At 28.2% G+C, this 21,067-nt stretch carries 14 protein-coding genes; all 14 read left to right on the top strand.

Annotation, left to right across the window (positions count from 1 at the left end; genetic code table 11):
• Window positions 1-104 precede the first annotated feature (104 nt).
• Entirely contained in the window at window positions 105-3,368 is a 3,264-nt protein-coding gene (locus tag CM240_RS02525) for a DEAD/DEAH box helicase family protein (protein ID WP_044036173.1), read from the top strand.
• 229 nt (window positions 3,369-3,597) lie between these two features.
• Window positions 3,598-5,553, top strand: a complete 1,956-nt coding sequence (locus tag CM240_RS02530) for a DUF7657 domain-containing protein (protein ID WP_044036176.1) — start codon at window positions 3,598-3,600, stop codon at window positions 5,551-5,553.
• 35 nt (window positions 5,554-5,588) lie between these two features.
• Window positions 5,589-6,521, top strand: a complete 933-nt coding sequence (locus CM240_RS02535) for a glycosyltransferase family 2 protein (protein ID WP_044036178.1) — start codon at window positions 5,589-5,591, stop codon at window positions 6,519-6,521.
• A 310-nt stretch (window positions 6,522-6,831) separates the two neighbouring features.
• On the top strand, window positions 6,832-8,805 hold the full coding sequence (gene uvrB / locus CM240_RS02540) for an excinuclease ABC subunit UvrB (protein WP_044036180.1): 1,974 nt from the start codon (window positions 6,832-6,834) through the stop codon (window positions 8,803-8,805).
• A 248-nt stretch (window positions 8,806-9,053) separates the two neighbouring features.
• Window positions 9,054-11,876 (top strand): excinuclease ABC subunit UvrA, encoded by a 2,823-nt coding sequence (uvrA, locus tag CM240_RS02545; RefSeq protein ID WP_044036182.1) that lies wholly within the window; start codon window positions 9,054-9,056, stop codon window positions 11,874-11,876.
• Between the two features lie 30 nt (window positions 11,877-11,906).
• On the top strand, window positions 11,907-12,350 hold the full coding sequence (locus CM240_RS17930; RefSeq protein ID WP_278246575.1) for an FHA domain-containing protein: 444 nt from the start codon (window positions 11,907-11,909) through the stop codon (window positions 12,348-12,350).
• Window position 12,351: 1 nt separating this feature from the next.
• Window positions 12,352-13,653: an FtsW/RodA/SpoVE family cell cycle protein gene (locus tag CM240_RS02555; RefSeq protein ID WP_044036185.1), complete on the top strand. Its 1,302-nt coding sequence runs from the start codon at window positions 12,352-12,354 to the stop codon at window positions 13,651-13,653.
• Window position 13,654: 1 nt separating this feature from the next.
• Window positions 13,655-15,151 (top strand): peptidoglycan D,D-transpeptidase FtsI family protein, encoded by a 1,497-nt coding sequence (locus CM240_RS02560; RefSeq protein ID WP_044036187.1) that lies wholly within the window; start codon window positions 13,655-13,657, stop codon window positions 15,149-15,151.
• 8 nt (window positions 15,152-15,159) lie between these two features.
• Window positions 15,160-17,031, top strand: coding sequence for an excinuclease ABC subunit UvrC (gene uvrC, locus CM240_RS02565; protein WP_044036188.1), 1,872 nt, complete (start codon window positions 15,160-15,162; stop codon window positions 17,029-17,031).
• A 4-nt stretch (window positions 17,032-17,035) separates the two neighbouring features.
• Window positions 17,036-17,761 (top strand): phosphatase, encoded by a 726-nt coding sequence (locus CM240_RS02570; protein ID WP_044036190.1) that lies wholly within the window; start codon window positions 17,036-17,038, stop codon window positions 17,759-17,761.
• A gap of 49 nt (window positions 17,762-17,810) precedes the next feature.
• Window positions 17,811-18,728: a UDP-N-acetylmuramate dehydrogenase gene (murB, locus tag CM240_RS02575; protein WP_044036192.1), complete on the top strand. Its 918-nt coding sequence runs from the start codon at window positions 17,811-17,813 to the stop codon at window positions 18,726-18,728.
• 215 nt (window positions 18,729-18,943) lie between these two features.
• Window positions 18,944-19,312, top strand: a complete 369-nt coding sequence (locus CM240_RS02580; protein WP_051483649.1) for a nucleotidyltransferase family protein — start codon at window positions 18,944-18,946, stop codon at window positions 19,310-19,312.
• Between the two features lies 1 nt (window position 19,313).
• Window positions 19,314-19,697 (top strand): HEPN domain-containing protein, encoded by a 384-nt coding sequence (locus CM240_RS02585; protein ID WP_044036193.1) that lies wholly within the window; start codon window positions 19,314-19,316, stop codon window positions 19,695-19,697.
• 166 nt (window positions 19,698-19,863) lie between these two features.
• Window positions 19,864-20,736: a DNA-3-methyladenine glycosylase family protein gene (locus CM240_RS02590; protein ID WP_044036195.1), complete on the top strand. Its 873-nt coding sequence runs from the start codon at window positions 19,864-19,866 to the stop codon at window positions 20,734-20,736.
• Window positions 20,737-21,067: the final 331 nt, after the last annotated feature.

Here is a 21,067-nt window from a genome sequence, read left to right on the forward strand (position 1 = left end):
TAGTTATAAAATGACGTAATAAAACCTTTGAAGAAATTTACAAAAAATGGTAAAATTATAAACATATTAATAATATCTAAACAATATAATAATAGGTGATGAGTATGGATAAAGGGAATATGTTGAGATTACAAAGGTTAATAAGTTATTTAGTTCATAAAGAAAATATAGAAGATGGATATGAAAAAAATCTTTTATACGAAAGTAAATATATTTTTAATATACCTAATGAAAGTAAGAATAAGGATAAGTCAATAGGAAGAAAATATATATCAATTTATGAAGATAATGATCAGTTTTATAAGTTAAAAAAGTTCTTATCTTTTATGGAAAAAGAAGGAACATTATATCAAGTAGTATTAATACAGGGTACTTTTAAGATAGATGATAAGTATAAGTATCCAATAACTTCTTATGAAGTAGAATTAAATTATAATAAGGAATCTAAGTCTATAGATGTAATAATAAATTCATTAGTAACAATAGAGATTAATGATTTATTTCTGAAATTGGGATACAAAGGGAAAGATGAATACTGTGTAGATAAGAAATACATGGAATTAGATGAGGAATTAATTGTATTAAGAAAGAGTAAAAATAAGTTATTGCTTGATGAAGGAAAAAAATTATTGAAATTTATTAATACTAGTCTTGAGAAAAAGAGAGTAGTTACTTCAGCTTTAAGATATATTTTTAAATGGAATAAGTATGAGAATAATGAGGTTGGTTCTTGTGTAACCCCTTACACTTTAAATGATGAGGAAAATAAATTTATATTAGATATAAATAAGTATGGTTCTGGTGTTTTAGAAGGTATAAGTGGTAGTGGTAAGACTTATGCAATAATATCATTAATAATAGATAATATATTGCAAGGGAAACGAATTTTAGTTACTTCAGAAAGTTCTTTGGCTCTAAGTGAGATAGAAAAAAAGATTCCGGGAGTTATGAAGCCGTTATCGATTTTTATAGGGGATGATAATTTACTAGAATTAAGAGATAATATCTCTAGATATAGAGGGGTAAGTGGCAATCAATATGAATTTTATAGAAATGCTAAGGAAGCTAAAGAATTAATGAATGTAAAGGTACCATTATCATTTATAGATAGAATAAAGAATAAGTCTAATGGGTGGATAGAAGATGATTTGACATATAAAGATACATGTCCTATTACTAATGAAGAAATGAAAGATTTTATAGATATACTTAAGAATAATAATATTGAGGATATAGAGTTATATTTAAGTAATATTACTATTTTCGAAGAAATAGGTACTAAGTATGAATTGGTATTAAAAGTTAAATCAATGAAAAAACTAAAGGATAAACAAAAGCAGTATATAGATATTCTTAATAGATGGCTTATTAAAGAATTTGATTCTGAAGAGATAAGAAATACTGAAATATTAGCTGTAGATTATGAAAAGGAATTGGATCAGTTTAAAGATAGATTTCCTAAAGAATTCTGGAATAAATATATTAATGATATAGAATTTCAAAATGATTTAATAAATAATATAAACAATATTGAAGCAATAATTCATTTGATATTATCTATGAATGAAAAAGTGAAGTTAATAAGAGAGGAAATTATAAATACAAATGATAATTATTATATGGAATTAAAAAAATCTATGGAATATATTGAGTTTTTAAAAGATAAGTACATATTAAGAAAAAATGAAAATTATATAGTAGATGAATTATATAAAAAGACTAAATCGTTAAAAGCTGTTAAAGATATAGTGGATAATTTGATAGACGAAGAAAAAAATGTACTTATTTTAGATGAATATATGGAGAAGTATTTTTATAAATATGGATATGAAAAAGTTAAAAAATACACAATAGATAATATTATGCAAATATTAAAGTTTATTGATGATTTTAAAAGTGTATTTGATTATGAATCTAAAGGAAGAGAACTTCTGAATTCAATGAAAACTGCTAAGTTTATAGGTAAAGTTAATGTTGTAAGTGGTGATTTATCAAGAGAGATTACAAAGCTTAAGATTGCCGTTGATAATAAAAAGAATGAAATTGAATTAAGTGCTATCTTTAAAGGTCTAATGTTGAAAATAGAAGGAAATGAGAAGTTTTTAAAGTTGTACAATGGACTAAAAAATCTAGATGAAAAACTTGTAGAAGAGGGCTTTGATAATTTAAAAGATATATGGAATATAAAAAATGTAGCGATGAAGTATAGTTATTATATAAATAAATTGAAAAGTACAATTCCTTTAACATTATGCAAAATTCTTATGTCATCAGATAAAGATAATTACTTAGATATAGAAGAGGCTTTTTATGTAAAAAAAGAAAAGGGAAAATATATAGAACTAGTAAATCGATTAGAAAATATTAAAGGTAGAAATTTATTAGATATGTATATAGAGAATAAAAGTAAATATTTAATTACTTTTTGTAATGATAAAAAGGAAAAAACTATTGAATGGATAGATGCATTAATTAGAATTGGGAAGGGAAGAAGTAAAAAATATTATCAATATATAGAAGAAGCTCAAACTTTAATGAAAAAAGCAATAGAAGAGAATTATCTTTGGTTAGTTAATTTAAAAAAAGTAAGAGAAGGAATGGATCTAAGTAAAACGTATTTTGATCTTGTAATAGTAGAAGGGGGAGAATCTTTAACATTAAAAGAATTAGGGCTACTTAATTTAGGGAGAGAAATAGTTATTGTAGGTGGAGATGGTTATAGGGAACAATATGAAGGCAATAATCTCTTAAAACAAGTATATTTGGATGAAGAAGATAAGGTTATGATAAATTCTAGTCTTTTAGAATTTTCAAAGCAATCATTACCTGTAAAATATAACTTTACTGAGAATTACAGAAGAAATATATTTATGAAAAAGGTTTTTGTAGGAGGTAAACGGGAGGAAAAGAAAAACATAAATATAAAGGAAGTTGATGAGATTATTAAACATATTAGACTTCAAATGAAGAAATATAAAGAGAAAAAATATAGTTTAGGAATAGTATCTTTAGGTGGAGAGGAACAAAAAAATTATATTAATTCTCGTATTAGTAACTGTTTTAATAAAGAGATTAATGAAGGATTAGATATTTTTATTGGAGATATAGATGATTTTTATTTGTTTGAAAGAGATGTGTTATACTTGTCCATGGTAATAGGAGAAAACAGAAGATTCTTACCTTTAAATAAAAATAAAGATTTTTTTAGATTCTCATATATACTGACTAGAGCTAAGAAGGAGATAAGAATTTTTTATTCAGTACCTGAAGATAAACTAAATGTAGTGTGCGCTAGGAGAATGTTATTAAATAGTTTTGAAGAAGATGAGGTCTCTAATTTGTTTAAGTGTTATAGCTACAGAAAATAAATGTTATTTTTAAGGAGTCGTCGCATATACATGAATGCGGCGGCTTCTTATTTTATTATAAAAATTGTTTTTTATATAAAAGAAATCTTGAACTAGATATTGAATTGAAATCTTTAAGATCATTTTTGATAAATAATTTAAGATTATGCAAAAATAGAAAATAGAAATTGAGATTTATATAATATTGAGGTATAATCTAATAAGTATTTTTATATTTAGAGGAGAAGAGATGGGATTAGATAGGAAAAGAAATAATAAACTTGGGAAAAATATAATTGACTCTATAATAAAGTGGAGATTTGTTATATCAATTATAGTATTTATACTATGTGTTATATTTAAATTACATGGAAGTTCCATTGGTATGTGGGACGGTATAATTACAGAAAAGATTAACCCTCAAGAAAAAAATGTGATTATTGGTGAAAATAGAGCAATAAGAAGTGATGAATGGTTAGTACAATCGACATACTATTTAGCACAAGCAACGAATGATGAATATTATCCATTAATGAATAAAAATGTAAGTGAAAATGGTCAGAATATGATTTTATCATATAATGCGCCAGTAGCTAATATCACAGTTATCGGTAAGCCATTCAACTGGGGATTTTTACTTCTAGGAAAAGAATATGGATTATCATGGTATTGGTCTTTTAAAATTATTGCATTGATTTTATTGTCTTTTGAATTATCAATGATTTTAACAAAGAAAAATAAAGTATTATCTTTAATAGGTGCATTTTGGATAGCATTTTCACCAGCTGTTCAATGGTGGTTCATGCAACATGTTGGAGATATAGTATTTTTTTCTATAGCGATGATAGTATCATTTTATAAGTATTTTGAATATCATCATAGTACTAAATATAGAGTTATTAGTTCAATAGTTTTTGCATTTAGTACAATTGGATTTGCACTAGTAATATATCCTGCATTACAGGTACCTTTTGCATATTTGACACTTGTTCTTATGGCTGTTGTATTTTTTAAGTTTATAAAAGAGAATAAACTGAATAAAGTGGATTACGTATTGATATCATCTATTTTGTTAGTCATTGTAGCGATATTAGGTTACTTTGTTATAGTATCTCACGATGCTCTAAAGTTATCTTTAAACACCGTATATCCAGGGAAAAGGGTATCAGTAGGCGGAGGAACGGATTTATTTAGATTATCGGATTTTATAATAAATGCATTTATACCTTATAAAGATATTTATTTACCTAATATGAATAATTGTGAAGTAAGTTCTTTTATCAATTTCTTCCTTGGAAGTGTGATAATATTAGTTGCATCTATTAAAAAGAAAAAAGTTGATGGAGTAGGAATTTCTTTATTTATAGTTTCAGTATGTCAATTAATATGGAGTTTTATTGAATTCCCAGAATGGTTTGCAAAAATAACTTTCCTTAGTTATGTTACCAGTAGTAGAATGATCTTAGCATTTAGTTTTACATCTATGCTATTATCTATATGGGCAATAGGTATGTTATTTAGAGAAAAGTTATTTTCAAAAAAAGTCGGAATATTAGTAGCTATAGTCAATTTTGCATTTTATATTGGATTGATAATTACGTCAATATTTACCGAATATGTATCAATGAAGTCTTATATTATTGTGTTCATTATATATTTGATAATAAATATAAGTTTATTCTGCAGAATTAAAAAGTTATTTTATATATCAATGTCAATAATAATTATAGTATCAGGTATGACAGTAAATCCTGTGGCAAGAGGAGTAGGCGCTATATATAATAAAACATTATCAAAAGCTATTATTGATATATCTAGTAATGATTCTAATGGAGTATGGATTTCAGATGGAGATATTAATGGGAGTTATATTTATGCAAATGGAGCAAAAACCTTTGGGGGAATACAATTTTATCCAGATGAAGAGAAGTGGAGTAAGATAGATCCAACAGGTGAAAATGAATTCTATTATAATAGATATGCTCATGTGAAAATTAATTTGTCTGATAAAGAAACTAGTTATATTTTAGATAATTTAGATGCTATTACTATAAATATGAATTTAGATGATATGTCTAAAATTGATGTTAAATATATAGTAACTAGGAGAGATTTGGAAAATGAGTTCAGTAATTCCAGTATAAATTTTGAAAAGTTATATAATAGTGATGTTGATAATATAAAAATTTATAAGGTGTTATATTAAGGATAAATAAAAGATAGTATATAGGAGGAAAATATATGAAAATAGCAGTATTAGTTCCTTGCTATAATGAGGAACTTACGATTGGGAAGGTTGTAGAAGATTTTAAGAGGGAACTTCCAGAGGCAGATATATATGTTTATGATAACAATTCGAAGGACAACACATCAAAAATAGCAGAAGAAAAAGGTGCTATTGTAGTTAAAGAATATAGACAAGGTAAAGGAAATGTTGTTAGATCTATGTTTAGAGATATAGATGCTGATATATATATAATGGTAGATGGAGATGATACATATCCAGCAGAAGCAGCTAGAGATATGATACAGCCAATTATAGATGGCGAAGCAGATATGGTAATTGGAGATAGATTATCTAATGGGACATATTTCCAAGAAAATAAAAGACCTTTTCACGATTTCGGTAATAACTTAGTTAAGGGGTTAATAGGTTTATTATTTAAAAATGAAATTAGAGATATAATGACTGGCTATAGAGCATTTAATAGATATTTTGTAAAGACTATGCCAGTATTAAGTGATGGATTCCAAATAGAAACTGAAATGAGTATTCATGCATTAGATAAGAAATTCTTATTAAAAGAAATTCCAATAGATTATAGAGATAGACCAGAAGGAAGTGAGTCTAAACTAAGTACTTTTAAGGATGGATATAGAGTCCTAAGTGCACTAGGATCACTATTTAAAAATTATAAACCTATGGCTTTCTTTGGTATAGTAACTTTAGTTTCTTTTTTACTAGGACTTTTAGTAGGAGTTCCAGTTATTTTTGAATTCGTAAAAACTAGTTTTGTAAGTAAAGTACCTTCAGCTATTTTAGCAGTAGGATTTATGGTCATTGCTATACTATCATTAGTATGTGGAGTGATATTAGATACAATAGTTAAAAATAATAAGATGAATTATGAATTATATTTAACAAGATATAAAGATTTAAGTATAAAAAAATAGATGCTTAAATTCAAGGCTGTGCAAGTTTGCACAGCCTTTGTATTTTAATTTTGATGTTAAGAAAAATTACTCATTAGTTTTTATTAGTATATTATAAAATTTATCTCTTGTGAATTTCTGTACATCGTAAAGTTTCTCAACTGTTACTCAAAAGTTAAATGTTTAGTAGCTACAATATATTATAGAAAAAATTTTATTATTAAGTGCATAGTTTTTAATAATAAAATATAGAAAAGTAATAAAATTTTTAATTTTAAAGTATAATGGTAAGTAAAGCAAATGATTTAATCTAAATAAGAGGTGATTAAATATGGAAAAATTTAAAATAGAGAGTAAGTTTTCTCCTACAGGAGATCAGCCAGAGGCTATAGATTCTATAATTAAAGGGATAGAGAAAGGTGAAAAATTTCAAACGTTATTAGGAGTAACTGGATCAGGAAAAACATTTACCATGGCTAATATAATAGAAAAAGTACAAAAACCTACATTAGTTTTAGCTCATAATAAAACGCTGGCGGCACAGCTTTGTTCAGAGTTTAAAGAGTTCTTTCCTAATAATGCAGTAGAGTATTTTGTTTCATATTATGATTATTATCAACCAGAAGCTTATGTAGCTCAAACAGATACTTTTATAGAGAAAGATGCTTCTATTAATGATGAAATAGATAAATTACGTCATTCTGCTACGTCTGCATTATTAGAAAGAAAAGATGTAATAGTCGTTGCATCAGTTTCATGTATATATGGATTAGGTAATCCAGAAGAATATAAAAAGTTAACAGTAAGATTAAGAGAAGGAATGACAAAAGAAAGAAATGATGTAGTTAAAGAATTAGTTTCTATTCAATATGAAAGAAATGATATAGATTTTGTAAGAGGAACTTTTAGAGTTAGAGGAGATGTATTAGATATATTTCCAGCTAGTGAAAATTCAAAGGGAATAAAAGTGGAATTCTTTGGAGATGAAATAGATAGAATAAGAGAATTTGATGTATTGACAGGAAAAATATTATCAACAAGAAAACATATATCTATTTTTCCGGCATCTCACTTTGCTGCATCACAAGAGACAACAGAAAAAGCTATAAAACAAATAGAGATTGAGTTAGATGAGAGAGTTAAAAAGTTTAATAGTGAAGAAAAGTTATTAGAGGCACAAAGAATAAAGCAAAGAACTAATTTTGATATTGAGATGATAAAAGAAATGGGATATTGTTCTGGGATAGAAAATTATTCAAGAATATTAGATGGAAGAAATCCGGGGGAACCTCCTAAAACTTTAATCGACTATTTTCCTGAGGATTTTCTTATGTTCATTGATGAAAGTCATGTGACGTTGCCACAGGTGAAGGCGATGTATGGAGGAGATAGATCTAGAAAAGATTCTTTAGTAGAATATGGTTTTAGATTGCCTTCAGCTTATGATAATAGACCATTAAAGTTTGATGAATTTGAAAATAAGATGAATGAGGTAGTATTTGTATCAGCAACGCCAGGAGAATATGAACTTCAGCATAGTGAAAATGTTGCAGAACAAATAATAAGACCTACAGGATTGTTAGATCCAGTAATAGAAGTAGTCCCTGTGGAAGGTCAAATTGATCATTTATATAGTGAAATAGTAAATACTACAAAGAAGGGATTCAGAACACTTATAACTACACTTACTAAAAAGATGGCAGAAGATTTAACTGAGTATTTAAAGGGCATGGGAATAAAAACTACATATATGCATTCAGATGTATCAACTATGGATAGAATGAAAATTATAAAGGAATTAAGAAGTGGTGAACAAGATGTATTAGTAGGGATAAATCTTTTAAGAGAAGGGTTAGATATTCCAGAAGTTGCTCTTGTAGCTATTTTAGATGCTGACAAAGAAGGATTTTTAAGATCAAATACTTCATTAATACAGACAATAGGTAGAGCGGCAAGAAATTCTGAGAGTAAGGTAATTATGTATGCTGATAGAATTACTAAATCTATGGAGTATGCATTAAGAGAAACAGAAAGAAGAAGAAAGATTCAAATAGAATATAATGAAAAAAATAATATAATACCTACCACTATAAAGAAAGATATTAGAGATGTTTTAGAAATTTCTACAGTGGCAGAAGAAGAGGCTACTTATGAGGCAGTTAAGAAAGAAGAATTAACAGTAGAGGAAATTATAGATAAAATAAAAGAACTTGAAGATGAAATGAAGTTAGCTGCTAAAGATCTACAATTTGAAAGAGCGGCAGAATTAAGAGATGAAATAAATTTACTTAGAGAAAAAATTTAAATTTTTATATACAAATTACGATTAAATTTGACAGAAAAAATATAATACAAGCAAAAGTTTGACAAGAAATGCTAAAAAATATAAAATTTAATAAAGGCAAGTCCTAATTAGAGATTTATAAAACAACTTCTTTTTATTGACAAGGAAAATAAATAAAATTAAAATCTTAGTAGAACGAATGTTCGAGGTTAAAAATAAGTTAATACGTAAAAAATAGTTATTAAGTATATAAAAAGGAGAAAGTTATTATGAAAGATAGGATAGTTATAAAAGGCGCGAAGGTACACAACTTAAAAAATGTATCTTTAGAGATACCTAGAGATAAATTAGTTGTGTTTACAGGCTTGTCTGGATCAGGAAAGTCATCCCTTGCTTTTGATACATTATATGCTGAAGGTCAACGAAGATATGTAGAATCATTATCCTCTTATGCACGTCAATTTTTAGGGCAAATGGATAAACCAGATGTAGAATATATTGAGGGTTTGTCACCGGCTATATCTATAGATCAAAAAACAACATCAAGAAATCCACGATCTACAGTAGGTACTGTTACAGAGATCTATGATTATTTGAGATTGTTATATGCTAGAATAGGGGTTCCTCATTGTCCTAAATGTGGTAAGGAAATAAGTCAACAAACAGTGGATATGATGGTGGATAAAGTTATGTCATTGCCAGAAAGAACAAAAATACAGGTGTTGGCGCCACTTATTAGAGGAAGAAAAGGTGAACATGTCAAGGTATTAGAAAACATAAAGAAAAATGGTTTTGTAAGGGCTAGAATTGATGGTGAGGTATATGACCTTGAAGATGAAGAGATAAAGTTAGAAAAGACTAAAAAGCATAGTATAGAAGCAGTAGTAGATAGATTAGTAGTAAAGGAGGGAATAGAAGGTAGGTTAGCTGAATCTATAGAAACATCTCTGAAAATGGGTGACGGATTAGTTATAATAGATATTATAGGAGAAGAAGAAGTATTATTCTCAGAAAAATTCGCTTGTCCTGAATGTAACATAAGTATTGAAGAAATAGCACCAAGATTATTTTCTTTTAACTCTCCTTTTGGAAAATGTGAAACTTGTGATGGACTTGGTACTCTTATGGAAATAGATGAAGATTTAGTTTTACCAGATAAAGAAAAATCTATTCTTCAAGGAGCTATAGCGCCTTGGGGTGAAGGAAGATTAAAAGAGGATTCTTGGAATTTTGCTATTCTTAAGTCTTTGTGTGAGAAGTATAAGTTTTCATTAGATACTGCAATAAATGAATTACCTAGAGAAGTAATAGAAGTATTATTATATGGTACTAAAGGTGAGAGAATAGTAGTAAATTATAGAAAAGATGGAAGAGAAGTTAAATATAATTATATCTTTGAAGGGATTATAAATGAACTAAGACGAAGATATATGGAAACAGGATCAGATTTTATAAAAGAAGAAATAGAAAATTATATGAGTGACAATGCATGTCCGAAATGTAAAGGTGCAAGATTAAAACCTGAAGCATTAAGTGTGAAGGTTGATGGAAAAAACATAAATGAGTTATGTTCATTATCTATAAAAGAGGAATTAGAATTTATAAATTCATTACACTTATCAGAGAAAAATAAAATAATAAGTGATCAAATAGTTAAAGAGATTTCTGCTAGGTTAAAGTTTTTGATAGATGTAGGACTTGAGTATCTTTCATTAAGTAGAGAAGCAAGAACTTTATCAGGTGGGGAATCTCAAAGAATACGTCTTGCAACACAAATTGGATCTGCATTAGTAGGAGTTTTATACATATTAGATGAACCTAGTATTGGATTACATCAAAGAGATAATGATAAATTAATTGCTACAATGAAAAATCTTAGAGACATAGGAAATACATTGGTAGTAGTAGAGCATGATGAAGATACTATAAGGGAAGCAGATTATATAGTAGATATAGGACCAAAAGCAGGAGAACATGGTGGTGAAATTATAGTAGCCGGAGATTTAGAAACAGTTAAAAACTGCAAGAAGTCTATAACAGGTCAATATTTAACAGGAGAAAAAAAGATAGAAGTACCGAAGGAAAGAAGAAAAGGAAATGGTAACTTTATTGAAGTAAAGAATGCCAAAGAGAATAATTTAAAGAATATTAGCATAAAGATTCCATTGGGAGTATTTACTGCTGTTACTGGGGTATCAGGTTCAGGAAAATCAACATTGGTAAATGAGATTTTATATAAGGGTATACATAAAAAACTTACTAGGGCGAAAGAAAACCCAGGAAAGCATAAAGAAATTTTAGGTATTGAAAATATAGATAAAATAATAAATATTGATCAAAGCCCTATCGGTCGTACACCAAGATCAAATCCTGCTACTTATACTGGTGTATTTGATTATATAAGAGAACTTTATGCACAAACTACAGAAGCGAAGATGAAGGGATATAAACCAGGAAGATTTTCATTTAATGTTAAAGGTGGAAGATGTGAAGCTTGTCGTGGAGATGGAATAATAAAAATTGAGATGCAATTCTTATCAGATGTATATGTTCCATGTGAAGTGTGTAAAGGAAAAAGATATAATAGAGAAACTTTAGAAGTAAAATATAAGGGGAAAAATATTGATGAAGTATTAAATATGACAGTAGAAGAAGGGGTAGAGTTCTTTGAAAATATACCTAGAATAAAAAATAAGTTACAAACATTATTAGATGTTGGTCTAGGATATGTTAGATTAGGTCAACCATCAACTCAACTTTCTGGTGGTGAAGCTCAAAGGGTTAAGTTAGCTTATGAGTTATCTAGACGTGCAACAGGAAGAACATTATATATTCTAGATGAGCCAACTACTGGACTTCATACTGATGATGTAAAGAGACTTATTGAAATTCTTCAACGTCTAGTAGATGGCGGTAATAGTGTTGTTGTAATTGAACATAATCTAGATGTTATAAAGTCAGTAGATTATATAATTGACCTAGGACCAGAAGGCGGAGATAAGGGTGGAGAAATATTATGCAAAGGAACTCCAGAGGAGATAGCTAAGGTGAAAAATTCCTATACAGGACAATACCTAAAAAAGATGTTATAATGAATTAAAGTTCAGAAATTAGGTAGGACGGTGAACAACTTGGAATTAGTAAAGTTATCGTTAATTTTTAGGGTAGTAATAATTGTAGTTATATACTTTATAATTTTTTATGCAATAAAAGCAATAAATAAAGATATAAAAATAGCAGATAAGGTTGCAGATAAGAGAAATAGAAGATTAGGACTTAGAGTTATAAACATAGGACCATATGAAAGATTAAGAAATAATCAAGTCATAATGATAACTGGCTTGATAACTATAGGTAGAAAAGAAGGAAATACAATAGTATTAAAAGACCCTTATATATCATCTCATCATGCAAGAATATATAAAGATGAAGCAGAGTATATCTTAGAGGATTTAGGTAGTACAAATGGAACATACTTAAATGGAAATCCAATTGTCAATAGAGCATTTTTAGATGTTGGAGATATAATAAAATTAGGAGATTTTACCGTAAAGGTGGTAGAGTAATTTGGGGAAAGTTTACAAGGAAGAAAAAAGGTTAGTTAGATTTACATACATACTTATAGCTATATGCTTTATTAATTTATCTTTTATAACTACACCGATTAATACAGCGGCTTTAGTTATGGGAGCTATACTTATGGTACTTATAGGAACAATACATTTTATGCTTAGAAGATACTTTCCTAAAGGAGATAAATATCTATATATATTAGCATGTATCCTTGCTACGATAGGTATAACTATGCTTTATAGATTAGATGTTGCAAAGGGAACGAATCTTGCAATTAAACAGATTGTATGGTTTATAATTGGAGTTACTATATATGTTTTTGTTATAGTATTGATGCCAGAATTAGATAGACTTAAGAAATATCGTTATATATTTCTTATACTAACTCTTATATTCATGTCTATGGCTAAGATTTATAATACTCTTACAGGGAAATCAGAAGTTAATGGAGCATTAAACTGGGTATATATTGGTGGTTTTTCTTTTCAACCGTCAGAGTTTGGTAAGATATTTTTAGTAATATATTTAGCATTAGCATTAAATAAAGAAAGTAGTAGCAAAGATGAGTATTTAGGTGGTATAAGTGACTTTATGGAAAAAGTATTAGGACCATTTGGTAAGTATTACAGAATTGGCATAGAACCTATTTTTACAATAATGTTTTCATTAGGATTTATGGTGCTACAAACAGATTTAGGAACAGCTCTAATGATTTTTGGGGTATCTATTACTATGCTATATATGGCTACAGGTAATTTTAAATATATGTTGGCTACTTTTGCTCTTGCATCGGTGGGTGCCGTAGCTGCTTACTTTATGTTTGCTCATGTAAAAAGAAGAGTATTAATATGGAGGGATCCATGGCCTTATGTGTCAGGAGAAAGTTATCAATTGGTTCAAGGGTTTTATGGTATGGCAGAAGGTGGAGTTATAGGAAAAGGATTAGGTTTAGGATATCCTAATAAAGTGCCAATGTGTGAATCAGATTTTATTTTCTCAGCTATTTCTGAAGAAATGGGAATATTAGTTGGATTTGCAATTATACTTATATATTTATTAATGTTCTATCGTTCTATGAGGGGAGCAATAAATATAAGAGATAATGGTGCTAAGCTTTTAGATGTAGGTTTAAGTACAATGATAGCTATTCAATCATTAGTTATTGTTGGAGGTGTAACAGGAGCTATACCACTTACAGGAATAACGTTACCATTTGTATCTTATGGAGGTACTTCAATTTTATCAGCATTTATAATTTTAGGTATTCTTCAAAAGATTTCAGAAGGAGAAAAATAATATGAAGGTTAGAAAGAAGAAAAAAAATAAAAATTTAAATAGTAATATAAAGCATATATTAATAGTTGTATTATTATTATTTTCAGCGTTATGTACATACATTGGATATTTTGAAATCTTTGTGGCGCCTGATATAATTGACAATGATGATAACGGGAGAAAATATATAAGAGAAAATGAAATATTAAGAGGAAACTTTTATGATAGAAATGGAAGACAATTAACTACTATGGAAAGAGTAGATGGTAATACTCAAGAAAGAACATATGTAGATGGAGATTTGTTTTGTCATGTTTTGGGATATTATAATACAAAGTATGGAACAGCCTCAGCAGAAAAAATTTACAACAAATATTTAACTAAAAACAATTCATTAAGTCTTACGGAATTGATAAAAAATGGATTTGAAGAAGTGCCTAAGGTAGGAAATGATGTCACATTGACTTTAGATTATGATATACAAGCAGCAGCTTATGATGCTATGGATGGTTTTAAAGGTGCAGCGGTAGTATTAGATGCAGAAACAGGAGCAATTCTTGCAGCAGTATCAAGACCAACATTTAATGCTAATAATCTTGAAGAAGATTGGGTAGAATTAAATACAGATACTGATAATAACCCATTATATAATAGAGCATTTAATGGATTATATCCACCAGGATCGACATTTAAGGTAATTACAGCATTATCAGCCTTAGAAAATGTACCAGGAATAGAAGATGAAACATTTAAAGACAATGGTATATTAACTTTTGATAAAAAAGATGAAGATGGAAATATAATTGAGCGTAATGCTGATGAATATACACTATCAAATTATAATAATATTGCTCATGGAACACTAGATTTAAAAGGAGCACTTACAGTTTCTTCAAATGTTGTATTTGGTCAAGTTGCTATAGAAGTAGGTAGTTCAAAGTTAAAAGAGACTGCAGAAAAATTTTATTTCAATCAAGATTTACCGGTACAAGGTCTTTATACTAATGAAGTTGTATCTAAGTTTCCGGGATATGGCAGCGATGGTGAGTTAGCTCAAGGCGGTATTGGTCAGGCACAAGATTCAGCTACTCCGTTACAAATGGCTGCAGTGGCACAGGCTATAGCTAATGATGGAGAGATGATGAAACCTCATACATTATTAAAGATAGAAGATGCATCAGGAAATGTTGTAGAAGAAGAACCAATAGAATCATTAGGAAAAGTAGGTGAACTTTCTAGTATAGAAACATTACAAGAATATATGCTTAATGTTGTAGAAGGTACTAAGGGAACAGGTAAAAATGCTAAGGTTTCAGGGATAAAAGTAGCAGGTAAGACTGGTACAGCGGATCATGAGAAAAATGGAACAGCAGGAATTGCTCACTCATGGTTTATAGGTTTTGCACCATATGATAAGCCTAAGTATGCTATATCTGTAATTTTAGAGGAAAATCAAAGTAAGACTATAAATGCAGCAAAAGTAGCAGGAGATATATTAAAAGTCGCTACCAAAAAGTAGGAGGAAATATGTTTGATTTAGCTCATCAATTAAAGATACTGCCTAATAAACCAGGAGTTTATTTAATGAAAAATTCTTTAGGAGAAATTATTTATGTAGGTAAAGCTAAGATACTAAAGAATAGAGTTAGACAATATTTTCAAAACTCTAAAAATCATTCTGAGAAAGTAAAGAAGATGGTTTCTAATATAGAAGAATTTGAGTATATTGTTACAGACTCAGAATTTGAAGCATTAATTTTAGAATGTAATTTAATTAAAAAATATAGTCCTAGATATAATATAAAACTTAAAGATGACAAACATTATCCTATGATAAAAGTAACTCTACAAGAGGATTTTCCGCGAGTTTTTGTAACTAGAAATATTATAAAAGATGGGTCAAAGTATTTTGGACCATATACTGATTCTAGTGCTGTTTACGAAACAGTAGATACTATAAAAAATCTATTCCCTATTAGGGAATGTAGACTTAGAATAAAAGAAAACGAGGTAGGGATAAGACCTTGCCTCGATTATTATATAAAGAAATGTAATGCACCATGTGCTGGAAAAGTGACAAAAGAAGAATATAGAACAATGATAAATGATGTAATAGATATATTATCAGGAAAAGATATAGCTCTTATAAAAGAGTTAAAAGAAGATATGATTAAAGCATCGGAAAACTTAGAGTTTGAAAAAGCAGCTATGTATAGAGATAAAGTAATGAGCTTTGAGAAAATTATATCTAAACAAAAAATGATAACAGGAAGATTTGAAGATGAAGATTTTATTTCTTTAGCTAAAGATGAAAAAGATGCTCTTATTCAAATCTTTTTTATGCGACAAGGGAAAATTAATGGAAGAGAACATTTTATAATTGAAGATGGTGCCACAGAAGAAAACTCTGTTTTAATTGGAGAGTTTATAAAAGGTTTTTATGGTAACACAGCATTTATACCAAAAACAATTTATGTAGATAGTGTTGAAGATCAAGAATTACTAGAAGAATTGTTAACGGCGAGAAGAGAATCTAAAGTATGGATAAAGATACCTCAAAAAGGAGATAAAAAGAAAACTCTAGATTTAGTAGAAAATAATGCTGTTGTAACTCTTAGAGATTTTAAAGATAAAATAATAAAAGATAAGGAGCGAGGGGAAGAGGCACTTAGAACTTTAGCAGAGGTTTTATCTTTAGAAGATATACCGAGAAGAATCGAGGCTTATGATATATCAAATATTCAAGGGGTAGATTCTGTTGGTGCTATGGTTGTTTTTGAAAAGGGAAAAGCTAAAAATTCTGATTATAGAAGGTTTAAAATAAAAACCGTTATTGGAGCTAATGATTATGAATCCATGAGAGAAGTGCTTAGAAGAAGATTCAAAAGGGGATTAGAAGAATTAGAAAAGTTATCTTCATTAGAGGTGGAATTTGATAAAACAAAATTTACAGTATTTCCGGACTTAATACTAATGGATGGAGGTAAGGGGCACGTATCGGTAGCTAAAGATGTTTTAAGAGAGTTTAATTTAGATATACCTGTAGCAGGGATGGTTAAAGATAATAAGCATACTGCAAGGGGACTGATTTATGAGAATGAAGAGATTTCTTTTAAAGCCACGTCGCCGGCTATGGGATTAATAAGAAAGATAAGTGATGAAGTTCATAGATTTGCTATAACTTATCATAGAAGTTTAAGAGATAAGAGAAGCTTAAAGTCTGTATTAGATAATGTACCCAATATAGGGGAAAGAAGAAGAAAAAATCTACTTATTAAATTTGGATCAATAGAAAATATAAAAAAATCTAGCTATGATGAAATTTTGTCTACACCATCTATGGATAAAAAAAGTACAAAAAGCTTAATGGAGTATTTAAGTATAGATAAAAAGGAGTGATCTTATGAGAAAATATCCTGTAGATTTACATACTCATACAATAATAAGTGGTCATGCGTATTCAACTTTACTAGAAAATATAGAAGCATGTGAGGAAAAAGGAATAGAAGTTTATGGGGTATCAGATCATGCACCAGCAATGCCGGGTGGAGCGCCATTATTTTATTTTGGGAATTTAAAGGTAATACCAAGAATAATAAAAGGTGTAACGGTATTAAAAGGGGCAGAAGGGAATATAATTGATTATAATGGAAATATAGATTTACCTACTAGAGTTCAAAAATCTATTGATTATATGATTATTTCTTTTCATGATGTATGTATATCTCCTGGTACTATAGAAGAGAATACTACAGCTGTTATCAAAGCTATGGATAATCCTTATGTAACTATATTGGGACATTGTGGTAATCCTGTTTTTCCATTAAATTATGAAGAGGTAGTAAAAAAGGCTAAAGAAAAGGATATAATTATAGAAATAAACAATTCGTCTCTTGGAGGATCTAGAGTAGGAAGTTTAAATAATTGTACAAAGGTAGCTGAACTATGTAAAAAATATGAAACGAAGATAATATTGGGATCAGATTCGCATTTTTGCACTACAATAGGTGAGTTTGAAAAATGTGAAGAGATATTAAAAGAAGTATTAATTCCAGAAGAATTAATTATGAATACTTATGATAAGATAATAAATCATTTGAAAAATAAAGGGAAATTGCATGATTTATAAAATTACAGTATACTAAGTTTATTGTTATCATATATGTTGAGGTGTTAAAATGAATCATTATTTGGACTTTGCAAAGGAGCTAAATTTAATTTTAAGTGAAGAAGATATTAAATTAGATGAACCGATGAAGAAGCATACTTCATTTAGGGTAGGAGGACCAGCAGATATATTTGTAACTCCTAAAAATGTTGATGAATTAGTAAAAGTAATTAGAAGTTGTAAGGAGAGAAAGGTACCATATTTCATAATAGGGTTTGGATCTAATCTTCTTGTAAAAGACGGTGGAATAAGAGGCGTTGTTATTAAGTTAAGCAAGTTTAGTAATATTGATATAAAGGATAATGTAATTAAAGTACAATGTGGAGCATCTTTAGCTAAAACTGCTAGAGAAGCATTAAAATATTCTTTATCAGGATTAGAATTTGCATGTGGTATTCCAGGTACTGTTGGTGGAGCAGTAGCTATGAATGCAGGTGCTTACGGTGGAGAAATGAAGGATGTTTTATGCAATGTTACTATCTTAGACCATGATGGGAATATAAAAATACTATCTCATGATGAATTAGAATTAGGATATAGAACATCTGCAGTATTAAAAAATCAGTATCTAGCTTTAGAATGCGAAATGAATCTTAAAAACGGAGAATATGATGAAATTAAGAAAACTATAGATGATTTAATGGGAAGAAGAGCAGAAAAACAACCATTAGAATATCCTTCAGCAGGAAGTACTTTTAAAAGACCAGTAGGGTATTTTGCAGGAAAACTTATAGAAGATAGTAACTTAAAAGGAAAAACTATTGGTGGAGCAGCAGTATCAGAAAAACATTCTGGATTTATAATAAATAAAAGTCAAGCTACAGCGAAAGACATTTTAGATTTAATTAGTCATGTACAAAAAATTGTTAAAGATGAATTTGATGTTACTCTTGAAACCGAAGTAAGAATAATAGGTGAAGAAATTTAAAGAAATAAAGGGGTTCACTTTAGGGTGAAGCTCTTTTTTTGATGGTTAATGATTAAGAATGCCTATCCTCGGAAAGTAGTTTTCTTGTTATTGAGTATGGACAATGAAGGAGTGCATTATAATGTATATAAATAGTGAAAATTTCTTACTTCCGATAATATGATATAATTAAATCTAAAATAGTTTATAATAAGTAAATGGGTAGGAATATAGATATGATAAAAGAAATAAAAAAAGATGTTAGCTACAAGTTAGAAGATGAAGTGAAATCAGAAATAACTAAAGTAAAGAATACTATTTTAGATGACTTTAATGATGCTTATATATATATATTTGGTTCTATAGCAAAGGGATGTTATTCGAAAGTCAGTGATATAGATATATTAGTATTAATAAGTATAGATAAATCAGTAAAAGAAATTAGGCAAATTAGACACACTTTAGAAGATAAGATAGAAAAGTTAATATTAGATAGAGAAGTTGATTTGAAGATTTATGATAAAGATAGATTTTATCAGTTATCAACGAAACCATCATTTGAAAGTGAAATATTAGATGATTTAATTGATATAAGGATGTGGTAAATTGGTTAAAAGAGATATGTTTTATTTTGCTGATATGGATGAAAAATTTATTTTAAATACTAAAGATATCGAAGGATTAGAAGATGGAGTTTTAGTTCATTGTCAACAATGTATTGAAAAAAATATAAAAGGTATAATAACTAAAAAATATGGAATTGTAAATAGGGAACATAATTTGGTAAAGTTGCTAGAGGTGTTGTATCTTAATGATTTTCCACAATTAAAAAAATATAAAAGTTTATGTAGAGATTTAAAAGATTTTTATTTTACAAGAAGATATGCATCAGAAGATTATGAAGTTATAGAAAAAGATGAATATAATGAATACTTAGAAGAAGTTTTTCAGTTTTTAGATATATTAAAAGAGATAAGAAGTAATTTGTAATTGAACACAATACAGAAAAATAAAATAAGTGAAAAGATTAAAGATTGTTACTTTAGTGAAATGATTAGTTGGGAAAAATATAATTGTAAACTAATTTAAATTGCAAATTAAATAAATTGTGCATTGTGCACTGTGTGTACTATGCACTTCATATATGAGGTGAAATATGGATTATAGAAATATAGAAGAACATAATGATTATATAAAAGTAAAAGATGTGAAAAATTTTAATTTAAGAGATATATTTGAGTGTGGTCAATGTTTTAGATGGAATGAAACTGATGAGAACAGTTATATTGGTATAGCTTTTGGTAAGGTTATTGAAGTAAAGGTAATAGAAAAAGACTTATACATATATAATGCTACTAAAGAAGAAGTAGAAAATATATGGATAAACTATTTTGATTTAAATAGGGATTATGGAATGATAAAAGAAGAATTATCAAGGGATCCATTGTTAGCAGAAGCTATTGAATTTGGCAAAGGAATTAGATTAATAAAGCAAGATCCTTTTGAGCTTATTATATCCTTTATTATTTCTGCAAATAATAGGATACCTATGATAAAAAGAGCTATTGATAAAATATCACAAAGATGGGGAGAGAAAGTAGAGTATAAAGGAAATATATATTATACTTTTCCCACTATAGATAGTTTAAGGAATGCTACTGAAGAAGAACTTAGAGAATGTGGAGTTGGGTTCAGAGGAAAATATATAAAAGCTACAGTGGAAACTTTAAATGTTAATATGATAGATGAAATGTTGAAGGCCAATGATGATCAGTGTCATAAGTTACTTCAGAAGTTACCAGGCATTGGGCCTAAAGTTGCCGATTGTATAATGCTTTTTAGTATGGAGAAATATTCAGCATTTCCCGTAGATGTTTGGGTAAAAAGAGCTATGCAACATTTTTATTTAGCTCCAGATGTATCTTTACCTAAAATAAGAGAATTTGCAAGAGAGAAGTTTGGTAAATATGCTGGATTTGCTCAACAATATTTATTTTATTATGCTAGGGAAAATAAGATAATAATTTAGTGATTTTATAGAATAGGCTGTCGTAATAACAAATGAAAATTTGTTTATGAGAGCCTATTTTACTGCACAGTAATGATAGAAATTGTTGTAGAATTTCTTAGATTATAAGTGCGATATCATTAGTTTAGTATTGTGAATTATATATTTGTATATTTGATTATTGGAATAAAAATCTATCTTTAAAGTAATAATAGATAGAGCGTATTTAAAATAAAAAGTATAAAATAGTATAAATAAAAATGAGGGTATAGATAGTAGTTTCTTTAAAATACAAAAAAAGAAAAAGTTAGTAAAACGGTGAAAATGATAGAATAGGTAATTTAAATTAAGA

It is taken from the genome of Clostridium bornimense (genome assembly GCF_000577895.1).
In the GTDB taxonomy this organism is placed as follows: Bacteria; Bacillota; Clostridia; order Clostridiales; family Clostridiaceae; genus Clostridium_AN; species Clostridium_AN bornimense.

What these genes read in the sequence shown, in the direction of transcription:
- uvrB (WP_044036180.1), top strand. Translation starts at nt 6,832, where the DNA reads ATGGAAAAATTTAAAATAGAGAGTAAGTTTTCTCCTACAGGAGATCAG.
- CM240_RS02530 (WP_044036176.1), top strand. Translation starts at nt 3,598, where the DNA reads ATGGGATTAGATAGGAAAAGAAATAATAAACTTGGGAAAAATATAATT.
- murB (WP_044036192.1), top strand. Translation starts at nt 17,811, where the DNA reads ATGAATCATTATTTGGACTTTGCAAAGGAGCTAAATTTAATTTTAAGT.
- uvrA (WP_044036182.1), top strand. Translation starts at nt 9,054, where the DNA reads ATGAAAGATAGGATAGTTATAAAAGGCGCGAAGGTACACAACTTAAAA.
- CM240_RS02570 (WP_044036190.1), top strand. Translation starts at nt 17,036, where the DNA reads ATGAGAAAATATCCTGTAGATTTACATACTCATACAATAATAAGTGGT.
- CM240_RS02590 (WP_044036195.1), top strand. Translation starts at nt 19,864, where the DNA reads ATGGATTATAGAAATATAGAAGAACATAATGATTATATAAAAGTAAAA.
- CM240_RS02580 (WP_051483649.1), top strand. Translation starts at nt 18,944, where the DNA reads ATGATAAAAGAAATAAAAAAAGATGTTAGCTACAAGTTAGAAGATGAA.
- uvrC (WP_044036188.1), top strand. Translation starts at nt 15,160, where the DNA reads ATGTTTGATTTAGCTCATCAATTAAAGATACTGCCTAATAAACCAGGA.
- CM240_RS02560 (WP_044036187.1), top strand. Translation starts at nt 13,655, where the DNA reads ATGAAGGTTAGAAAGAAGAAAAAAAATAAAAATTTAAATAGTAATATA.
- CM240_RS02525 (WP_044036173.1), top strand. Translation starts at nt 105, where the DNA reads ATGGATAAAGGGAATATGTTGAGATTACAAAGGTTAATAAGTTATTTA.
- CM240_RS02535 (WP_044036178.1), top strand. Translation starts at nt 5,589, where the DNA reads ATGAAAATAGCAGTATTAGTTCCTTGCTATAATGAGGAACTTACGATT.